The sequence below is a fragment of the Cupriavidus sp. R6-3 genome (genome assembly GCF_059772245.1).
The window spans coordinates 35,938-44,900 of the sequence record NZ_JCBAJO010000019.1 but is presented as its reverse complement, the minus strand read 5'-3'; the positions used below and the strand labels follow the sequence as shown (position 1 = coordinate 44,900).

Here is an 8,963-nt window from a genome sequence, read left to right as displayed (position 1 = left end):
CAACTGGAATCCCACCGCCGGCCTGCGCCAGTACCAGGCGCAGCAGACCGGCCAGTGGCAGGGCGGCGCGGCGATGCCCGAGGACACGCCCGCCCATATCAGCGCCTTCGTCAGCCGCATGGCCGGGCCCGCCGTAACCGCCTCGCGCGCCAGCGGCGTGCCGGCACGGCTGATCCTTGGCCAGGCCGCGCTCGAATCCGGCTGGGGCCGCCGCGAGATCACGCATGCGGACGGCAGCACGACCCACAATGTGTTCGGCATCAAGGCCGGTGCGAACTGGAAGGGTCCGGTCGCCGAGATCACCACCACCGAATACGTCGACGGCCAGCCGCAGAAGATCAAGGCGAAGTTCCGCGCCTATGGCTCGTACGAGGAAGCCTTCTCCGACTACGCGCGGCTGCTCGCCAACAACCCGCGCTATGCCGGCGTGGTATCGGCCGGCTCGGCCGAGGAAGCCGCCCACGGCCTGCAGCGCGCCGGCTATGCCACCGATCCAGAGTACGGCGCCAAGCTGGTCCGGATCATGAAGAAGGTGCCGGTCTAAGGCCGGCTGCCGGTGCCCGGCCGAAGGCCACCACCGGTTCTCGCCGCTCTCCCGTCCGCGGGAGAGCGGCGGGGAGAGGGCAAGTGACGGCCGCTGTGCCGCCAGGTCCAAAAAGCAAGCCCCGATCCCTAAAGTCCGCCGCCAAAACTGCCGTTACCACCCTCATCCACCGCCACGGTCGCGACTGCATCGCGCGGCCATGGCGACCAACAGAATCCGGGGCTAGTGCATGTCTCTCTTCAATATCGGCCTGTCCGGCCTGAACACGGCACAGAACGCGCTGACGACCATCGGCCACAACGTCAGCAACGCGGCGACCGCCGGTTACACGCGCCAGAACACCATCATCGCCTCGTCGGGCGGGCAGTACACCAGCCAGGGCTTCTTCGGCCAGGGCTCGACCACCACCACGGTGATGCGTGTCTACGACGAATTCCTGACCAGCCAGCTGCGCAGCGCCGAAACGTCGAGCGCCCATCTGGCGACGTACTCGGAACAGATCAGCCAGATCGACAGCCTGCTGGCCGACCAGAAGGGCGGCATCGCGCCGCTGATGCAGAAATTCTTCGCCGCGGTGCAGGGCGTGGCCGACAAGCCGGGCGATACCGCGGTGCGCCAGAACATGCTGAACGCCGCTCAGTCGCTGGCCGGCCAGCTGCGTTCCGCGGCCTCGTACTTCCAGAACCAGCAGGAAGGCATCAACAGCGAGATCCAGAGCTCGGTCACGCAGGTGAACGCCTATGCCAAGCAGATCGCCTCGTTGAACAGCGAAATCGCCAAGGCCACCGCGGCCAGCGGCGGCCAGCCCCCCAACGACCTGCTGGACCAGCGCGACGAGGTCATCGCGCAGATGAACAAGGTCGTCGGCGTCAAGGTGGTCGCGCAGGACGGCGGCAGCTACAACGTGTTCGTCGGCAACGGCCAGCCGCTGGTGGTCGGCGCCAACTCGTACGACCTGAAGGCCGTGCGTTCGTCGGCCGACCCGTCGCGCATGGGCATCGCCTATACGCTGCCGGACGGTACCGCGATCGAGATGGATGACACGCTCTTTAGCGGCGGCAGCATCGGCGGCCTGATGCAGTTCCGCAGCGAGACGCTCGACGCCGCGCAAAACGCGATCGGCCGCCTGTCGCTGGCGATCGGCCAGACCTTCAACGCGCAGCACCGCCTCGGCATGGACCTGAAGGGCCAGATCGGCGGCGACGTGTTCGCGCTGGGCTCGCCGACGGTGATCGGCAACACCCGCAATACCGGCACCGGTACCGTTGCCGCCACGATTGCCGATGCGACCGCGCTGACCACCAGCGACTACACGGTGACGTACGACGGCACCAGCTACAGCCTGGTGCGGATGTCCGACAACGAGGTGGTCGCCAGCGGCGCCGGCCCGACCTTCACGGCTGACGGCCTGAGCATCACGGTCGGCGGCACCATGGGCGCCGGCGACAGCTTCCAGATCCAGCCGACCCGCAATGTCGCGGGTTCGTTCGACCTGATCATCACCGATCCCGCCAAGGTCGCCGCCGCCTCGCCGGTGCTGGCCGAAAGCAGCGCCTCCAATGTCGGCACGGGCACCGCCAAGGTCAGCAACGTCGCGCAGGGCTTCAACGTGCCGCCCTCGAAGATCGTCGCGACCTTCGACGGCACCGCCTATACGTTCGCCGACGCCGCCGGCAATCCGGTGACGCCGGACGCCGGCCCGGTGACCAACGGCAGCGCGGTCGAATATACGTTCGACGGCGTGACGGTCAGCTTCGACGGCGCGCCCAAGGTCGGCGACAGCTTCACCATCGGCTCCAATGTCGGCGGCTCGTCCGACAACGGCAATGCGCTGGTGCTGGCCAAGCTGCAGACCGCCAAGACCATCAACGGCGTGTCGAGCTTCAATGACGCCTACGCCCAGCTGGTCAACGACATCGGCAGCCGCACCAAGTCGATCAATATCGCATCGACCTCGCAGAACAGCATCACGACGCAGGTGCGTACCGCCCAGCAGTCGGTCTCCGGCGTCAACATGGACGAGGAAACCGTCAACCTGCTGCGCTTCCAGCAGCTCTATCAGGCGAGCGCCCAGGTGATCCAGACCGCCTCGTCGCTGTTCGACGCCATCATCAATATCCGCTGACGGGCCGCCCGCCTACCGAGACCAGGAAACCATCATGCGTGTCGCCACTTCCACGTTCTACCAGCTCGGCCTGTCCGCGATGAACGGCCAGCAGTCCTCGCTGCTGCACGTGCAGCAGCAGCTCGGCACCGGCCGCCGCGTGCTGAACCCGTCCGACGATCCGATCGCCGCCACGCGCGCACTGGGCGTGGCGCAGGCCGGCGCCGTCAACGAGCAGTACGCGACCTCGCGCACCCAGGCCAACATCAGCCTGGCGCTTGAGGAAAAGACGTTGCAGAGCGTGATCACCACGATCCAGAACGTGCAGACGCTGATCGTCTCCGGCGGCAACGGCACCATCAGCAACGCCGACCGGGCGTCGATCGCGGCCGAACTGCAGAGCAACTACGAGCAGCTGCTGGGCCTGGCCAATGCCGACGACGGCAACGGCCAGTACCTGTTTGCCGGCTTCAAGTCGGGCACGCCGCCGTTCGCCGCCAATGGCGGCACGGTGCAATACGTCGGCGACACCGGTTCCCAGCTGCTGCAGGTCGACGTCGCCCGTCAGATGGCGGCCGGCGACAACGGCCGCGATGTGTTCCTCAGCGTCACGGGCTCGGCCGACTACGTGATGACCGCCGACGGCGGCAACACCGGCACGGCACTCTACGGCGCGCTGTCGGTGACCGACCCGACCGACCCGCTGTACGGCCACGCGTTCTCGATCGACTTCGCCGTCGACGGCAGCGGCAATACCACTTACACCGTCACCGACAACAGCGCCGTGCCCCCCACGGCCATCGTGCCCGCGACCCCGTACGTCGCCGGCGATGCGATCCAGTTCGGCGGCGTGTCGTTCACCGTCAAGGGCGCGCCGGCCAACGGCGACTCGATGACGCTGGCCCCGGCCAAGCAGGCCGGCACCGACATCTTCGCCAACATCAAGGCGGCCATCGATGCGCTGAAGCAGCCGGTGACCACAGAAGCCGATCGCGCGCGGCTGGACAACGCCCTGGCGACCGCCAACCGCAAGATGTCCAACTCGCTCGACAACGTGCTGACGGTACGCGCGTCGGTCGGCTCGCGGATGCAGGAACTCGATGCGCTCGACACCATCGGCGCCAATCGCGACCTGAACTACGAGCAGACGCTGTCTGGATTGCAGGATCTGGACTATGCGTCGGCGATTGCCGAGTACTACCAGCGCCAGACGGCGCTGCAGGCGGCGCAGCAGTCGTTCATGCAGATTCAGGGGATGAATCTGTTCAACTATCTGCGGTAAGGGCAGGGACCATCCGTCCGGGGTGGTCCTCTTGCACGACAGGTGGGGCTGGCATCAGACCAGCACCTTTTGCATCACGCCCTGCTCACGCCCCACACGCCCCACACGCCCCACACGCCCCACACGCCCCACTCACGTGCCGGACGGCCCGCCCGCGGGCGCCTGCTCGCCGGGGCGTTGCGCGGCCACCGACATCAGGCGCGCCTCGATATAGATGCGCCTGACCGCAGGGTAGCGAGCGCGGATCTGCCGCTCGACCCGCTCCACCGCACGCGCCATGTCGTCGCGGCCGGCGTCGGCCATGAACTGCACATCGAGCGTGACCAGTACGTCGTCGGGGCCAAAATGCATGGTCAGCGGCCTGCCTGCACGTTCAATGCACGGATCCTCCTGCGCGAGACGCTGGATTCCCAGCGCCATCTCCCGGTTCACGCCCTCGCCGACCAGCAGGCTGCGGCTCTCCACCACCAGCACCGTCGCGACGCCGGCCAGGAGCACGCCGATCGCCACTGATGCCGCGCCGTCGAGGACTGGCATGTTCCAGCGATGACTGGCGTATACGCCGAGCGCGGCGAGCACCAGGCCCGCCAGCGCGGCCGCATCCTCGGCGAGCACGGTGACGGTGGTGGGGTCCTTGCTTGCGCGCAGGGCGGTCCAGAACGGCACGTCGCCCTTTTCCCGCTGGAACTGGCGCAACGCAATGCCGAAGCTGATGCCTTCGAACACCGCGGCGCTGGCGAGTACGACGTAGTTCCAGTGCGGGTCGCGCAACGGCTCCGGATCCATCATGTGCAGGACGCCCTCGTACGCCGAGATGCCGCCGCCGACGCCGAAGATCAGCACCGCCACGATCAAGCTCCAGAAGTACAGTTCCTTGCCGTAGCCGAACGGATGCTGCGGATCGGCGGCGCGGCGGGTGCGCGCAATCCCGATCAGCAGCAGGACCTCGTTGCCGGTGTCGACCGTGGAGTGAATGGCTTCCGAGATCATTGCCGAGCTTCCCGTGACGCCGGCCACGATGAACTTCGTGATCGCGATGGCGGAATTGGCCGCGATCGCTCCATAAATGGCGACGGGAGATTTCGCGGATTTGCCCGTTGACGACGGCGCGAGGTCGCGAGGCGGGGAGTCCTTGTAGCCGATCATGGTGCCCATTTGCCAATTGACCATTTGCCCATTGCTCGGCGGCGCATTCGCGATGATGCCGCCGCTCGGTGTGCGAAGGTGGTCGTCCACCCTGATGAATGGGTCGTGATGCAACAGGCGTTCCCGAGCGGCCCTTGGCCTGCCGGTGCGGCACAGAGCGGGGCGGCACCGACTCAAGGCCGTCCGCCGCCCGGTAAATTGTTCTTGTTGCGATGTAAAACGTACGTCGGGGCAGGGCCTGCCCGTGTTCCGCGCGCCAGGATGACGGGCGGACATCTTCGACTTGCGCCGGTATTGCGCCCTGCGCGCAGGCCGGCGCCCCGCGGTTGATAGTCAGCTGGCTGCCTTTTCCTTGCGATGGGACTTCGCCTTTTGCACGGCATGGTGCGACCGCTTGTGCTTCGCCTTCGCGGTCTTGGTGGCATGGTCTTTCGTTGCAGCCGGCGCAGCGGGCTTTGCTGGCGTGGCCGGGCTGGCAGGCGTGGCTGGTGTCGCCGGGGATGCCGCCTGAGCCTGGACCGTGCCAGAAACCAGGAAGGACATGGCGGCGGCGAATACTGCCAGTTTGCCGATGGACGGAATGCGCATGACGTCTTCTCCTTGGTCGAAGGGAGAACTGCAATACGAAACGGCCGACAGCGTCGGCTTTCGGATGTCGCGGGGAAGCGCCACGGGCACCGCCCACGCGCTCCGTCCCGCTTCGATGCCGAAATCGGGACCGACAGTCCGATAACGCGCGCGTCGCGTCGAACGTTGACGGCTTCCGCATGGCGGCGGCCCGCGGAACGCATCCGGGGCGGGTCTTGGCCCGCCCTCACCTCGGCGGCATTGGGGCCGCACGCCTGCGATCAGAACAACAGGATGCCCCCCAACGCGCCGCCCCGCTGTCTTGCCGACAGCCCGTCGAACGACTTCGATCGCGTCTCGCCGACCTCAGCGACCAGCGTGATGCTCTTGGTCAGGCTGTAGTACAGGCCCGCGGTGAGATTGGCGTTGGACTTGAGGCCGGTCCCGGGGTTGTCGCTGTTGCGGCTCTGGCCATAGCCAAGGCCCAGCTTGATCCGGTCCGTTGCCTTGTAGGTCCCTTGCACAAGGTAGGCCGAACTCCGCACGTCGCCCTGGTCGGCGTCCGAAAGGATGCCCAGGCCCTTGCCGGTCTGGAAGTTTGCCAGCAGACCAAAACGCCCCGCGTTCACGGAGCCGCCGACTTCCACTGCAGTCATGTTCAGCGATCTTCCGGCAGCATCTTCGAGCCGCTGGGACTTGCCGCCGAGCCACAGCTTGTACTGGTCGGCGCCGAAATTGACGCGGCCCTGGAACTGCGGCGTGTTCTTTGCCGTGTAGTCGGGTACGCCAATCACGGGCTGCTGGTCGACCGGGCTCATCACCGCCACGTCGAAGGACAAGCCGCTGAAGGACGGCGTGGTGTAGACGAACTGGCCATAGGTGCCGACATAGGCGTAGCCCGCGCCGATATGACCCAGCGATACGCGACCGCGCTGCGTGGCACGCGTCGCGGCACCGACGCCGAGCAACGTCATGTCGTTGATGATCGCGTTGTAGCCGTACAGCCCATAGTCGCGACCGAGCTTGACCGTGCCCATGCTGCCATTGCCGAACGTCAGGTAGGCCTGGCGCACGTCCACCACGTTGTTCTGCGAGATGGCATCTCCGGTGGCAGCCGCGGCGCCGATACCGATCAGCGCGGCCACATCGTATTCGTCCTGGCGCGACTTCGCGCCAACGGACAGATAGCTCGGCAGCAGGCCATTGCCGATGACCGTGCTGTTGTCCTTGCCGCCGCAAGCGAGCGCGCGGCTGCCAAGCGCGAGGCCGCCGATGTTGTCGCCCGAGCACGAGTTTGTCGTATAGAAGGCATTGATGTTGCCGCCTACCGTCAGCGTCCAGTCGCCGGCCTGGAACTCCGCCGCGCCCGCATGGCTGGCGCAGGCAAGTGCGCCGATGACGCAGGCAAGACGAATGGACAGCTGGCGCGGTTTCCGCACCGGGTGTTGGTGATGCATGGATGTCTCCTCTTGTGTTGTTGATCTGATGCAGCCGGTTCGCCGGCGGGGCGCATTGCGCAAGCGGCGTGCCGGAGCAGGGGAAGAAGAGGAGCAGATGGAAGGGTTGTGGTGCGGTGAGGCAGCGATGTGCACGCTTGAAGCAGCCGTGCCGATCGATGCGGCAAAACGAAACAGGACACTCGCCATGGGCGTGGCGAGGCGCCGCGTTCAATGACCGGCCGATGCGCCGTCCGAGGACAGTTGTTGCGGAATCGGTCAGCGACGCGCCGGCACGCCGGACAGGCGGTTCGCAACATGCCGTGTGTCATTTCCGCTCACTGTGCTGCGCGACGAAACAAGCCGGAACAAGGATGCGATTCCGGCCGATCAGGTACAGTCAGCGGATCGAAAAGCGGAGGGAGACATGATCGTCGCTAACCGTTCGGCGGGACTGGTGGTGGTGCGCCGGATCGAAGACGAATGGCGTTGCCTGGTCCTGCGCGCGTACCGCAATTGGGACCTTCCGAAGGGAAGGCCGGAGCCTGGTGAGGCGCTGTTGGAGACGGCGCTGCGCGAGACCGCCGAGGAAACGGGTTTGTCGGCGCTGGCGATGCCTTGGGGCGATGACTATCGTGAGACCGAGCCCTACGCCAAAGGCAAGGTCGCGCGCTTCTACATTGCCTTGTCCCGCGAAGGGCAGGTCAGCCTTCCGGTCAGCGCGGAGCTCGGACGGCCGGAACATCACGAATTTCGCTGGGTGTCGTTCGCCGCGGCGCTCGAACTGCTGCCGCCGCGCTTCGGACCGATCCTGCAATGGGCGCAGACGGTGGTGGAAGCCAGCACTAAACAATATACGCAGTAAGGGATGGCAGCCGGGAAACTCACGCGGGCCAATATCGTCCAACCCGGATTCCGACCGAATTGAGAACCGTCATGCAGAAAATCTTCCTCAGTGCCGCCAGCCTTGTCTTGCTGCTGGGCGTTGTGTCCGGCTGCAGTAGTACCGGTGCCCCGGGCGACCGGCAATCCGGCATCACCATGTACGGCACCGTCGACGCCGGCGTCAGCGTCACGCGGGACAGGTAGGGCGGGACCAGCCCGTCCCGATTCGTGTTCATCCGACTGTCTGTCCGAACCGCAGTGCGTCGAGCCATTCGCCGATGACGGCACGGGCGGCGCGCTCGAGTACCGAACCATGCCGCGCCGCATCCGCGCGGATCGCCGCGATGTCCAGCCGATGCGCCGCCAGTTCATGCGCATGGCCGATCAACCAGCGCTCGATCTGCCGGTGATGGGCCTCGAGATGAAATTGCAGGCCGAGAATATGCGGCCCTAGCGCAAATGCCTGATTGGGGAATCCCGCGGTTTCAGCCAAACGCGATGCCCTCTCCGGAATCGCGAACTGGTCGCCATGCCAATGCAGTACTGGAATTTCGCCGACATGCCGCAATGGCGAGGCTCGGCCTTCCTCGGTCAGAGTCAGTGCCCCGTAGCCGATTTCCACCTTGCCTGTCGGCGTCACCGTTGCCCCCAACGCTGCCGCCATCAGTTGCGCGCCGAGGCAGATGCCGAGAGTCGGCTTGTCCTGCCTGAGCCGCGCCGCGATGGCGTCCTTCTCCGCGGCGAGAAAGGGGTAGCGATCGGTCTCGTACACACCGATCGGGCCACCCAGCACCACCAACAGATCCGCCGCCGTCACTGTCGCGCTGTCGATCGCGTCGACACCGGCCTCCAGATAGCGGACCGTATAGCCGCGCTCGATCAATAGCGGTTCAATGATGCCGAGGTCTTCAAAGGCAACATGACGGATCGCCAATGCGGTGCGATGCATGCGGCTCTGCTCCATTCAATCAAGCGATTTGCGATATTGGCTGGCAATTC

10 protein-coding genes are annotated in these 8,963 nt (G+C 66.0%); 6 read left to right on the top strand and 4 right to left on the bottom strand.

Annotated features, from left to right (window positions below):
• The 3 genes from flgJ to flgL all read left to right on the top strand — a co-directional run.
• Window positions 1-544 (top strand): flagellar assembly peptidoglycan hydrolase FlgJ (gene flgJ, locus AC6EI8_RS06080; protein WP_498381519.1); only part of this gene is annotated, 544 nt, incomplete at its 5' end.
• A 229-nt stretch (window positions 545-773) separates the two neighbouring features.
• The gene (gene flgK / locus AC6EI8_RS06075; RefSeq protein WP_498381518.1) at window positions 774-2,669 is read left to right on the top strand and encodes a flagellar hook-associated protein FlgK; all 1,896 of its coding nucleotides are present in this window, start codon (window positions 774-776) and stop codon (window positions 2,667-2,669) included.
• 34 nt (window positions 2,670-2,703) lie between these two features.
• Window positions 2,704-3,930, top strand: coding sequence for a flagellar hook-associated protein FlgL (flgL, locus tag AC6EI8_RS06070; RefSeq protein ID WP_150084619.1), 1,227 nt, complete (start codon window positions 2,704-2,706; stop codon window positions 3,928-3,930).
• A gap of 132 nt (window positions 3,931-4,062) precedes the next feature.
• On the opposite strand, the gene AC6EI8_RS06065 is transcribed toward flgL, so the two are convergent.
• The 3 genes from AC6EI8_RS06065 to AC6EI8_RS06055 form a co-directional block, all read right to left on the bottom strand.
• Window positions 4,063-5,190, bottom strand: a complete 1,128-nt coding sequence (locus tag AC6EI8_RS06065; RefSeq protein WP_498381517.1) for a cation diffusion facilitator family transporter — start codon at window positions 5,188-5,190, stop codon at window positions 4,063-4,065.
• A gap of 219 nt (window positions 5,191-5,409) precedes the next feature.
• A complete protein-coding gene (locus tag AC6EI8_RS06060; RefSeq protein WP_223819817.1) occupies window positions 5,410-5,664 on the bottom strand; it encodes a hypothetical protein in 255 nt (84 codons plus the stop codon).
• Between the two features lie 260 nt (window positions 5,665-5,924).
• Window positions 5,925-7,100: a porin gene (locus AC6EI8_RS06055; protein WP_226109378.1), complete on the bottom strand. Its 1,176-nt coding sequence runs from the start codon at window positions 7,098-7,100 to the stop codon at window positions 5,925-5,927.
• Between AC6EI8_RS06055 and AC6EI8_RS06050 the strand changes: the two genes are divergently transcribed.
• The 3 genes from AC6EI8_RS06050 (at window position 7,099) to AC6EI8_RS06040 (ending at window position 8,168) form a co-directional block, all read left to right on the top strand.
• Entirely contained in the window at window positions 7,099-7,317 is a 219-nt protein-coding gene (locus AC6EI8_RS06050; protein ID WP_498381516.1) for a hypothetical protein, read from the top strand. The genes AC6EI8_RS06055 and AC6EI8_RS06050 overlap by 2 nt on opposite strands.
• 189 nt (window positions 7,318-7,506) lie before the next feature.
• Window positions 7,507-7,944, top strand: coding sequence for an NUDIX domain-containing protein (locus AC6EI8_RS06045; RefSeq protein ID WP_498381515.1), 438 nt, complete (start codon window positions 7,507-7,509; stop codon window positions 7,942-7,944).
• A 71-nt stretch (window positions 7,945-8,015) separates the two neighbouring features.
• Window positions 8,016-8,168 (top strand): hypothetical protein, encoded by a 153-nt coding sequence (locus tag AC6EI8_RS06040; RefSeq protein ID WP_190286434.1) that lies wholly within the window; start codon window positions 8,016-8,018, stop codon window positions 8,166-8,168.
• A gap of 28 nt (window positions 8,169-8,196) precedes the next feature.
• Here AC6EI8_RS06040 and AC6EI8_RS06035 read toward each other — a convergent pair whose 3' ends face one another.
• Entirely contained in the window at window positions 8,197-8,913 is a 717-nt protein-coding gene (locus tag AC6EI8_RS06035) for a glutamine amidotransferase (RefSeq protein ID WP_498381514.1), read from the bottom strand.
• Between the last annotated feature and the right edge of the window lie 50 nt (window positions 8,914-8,963).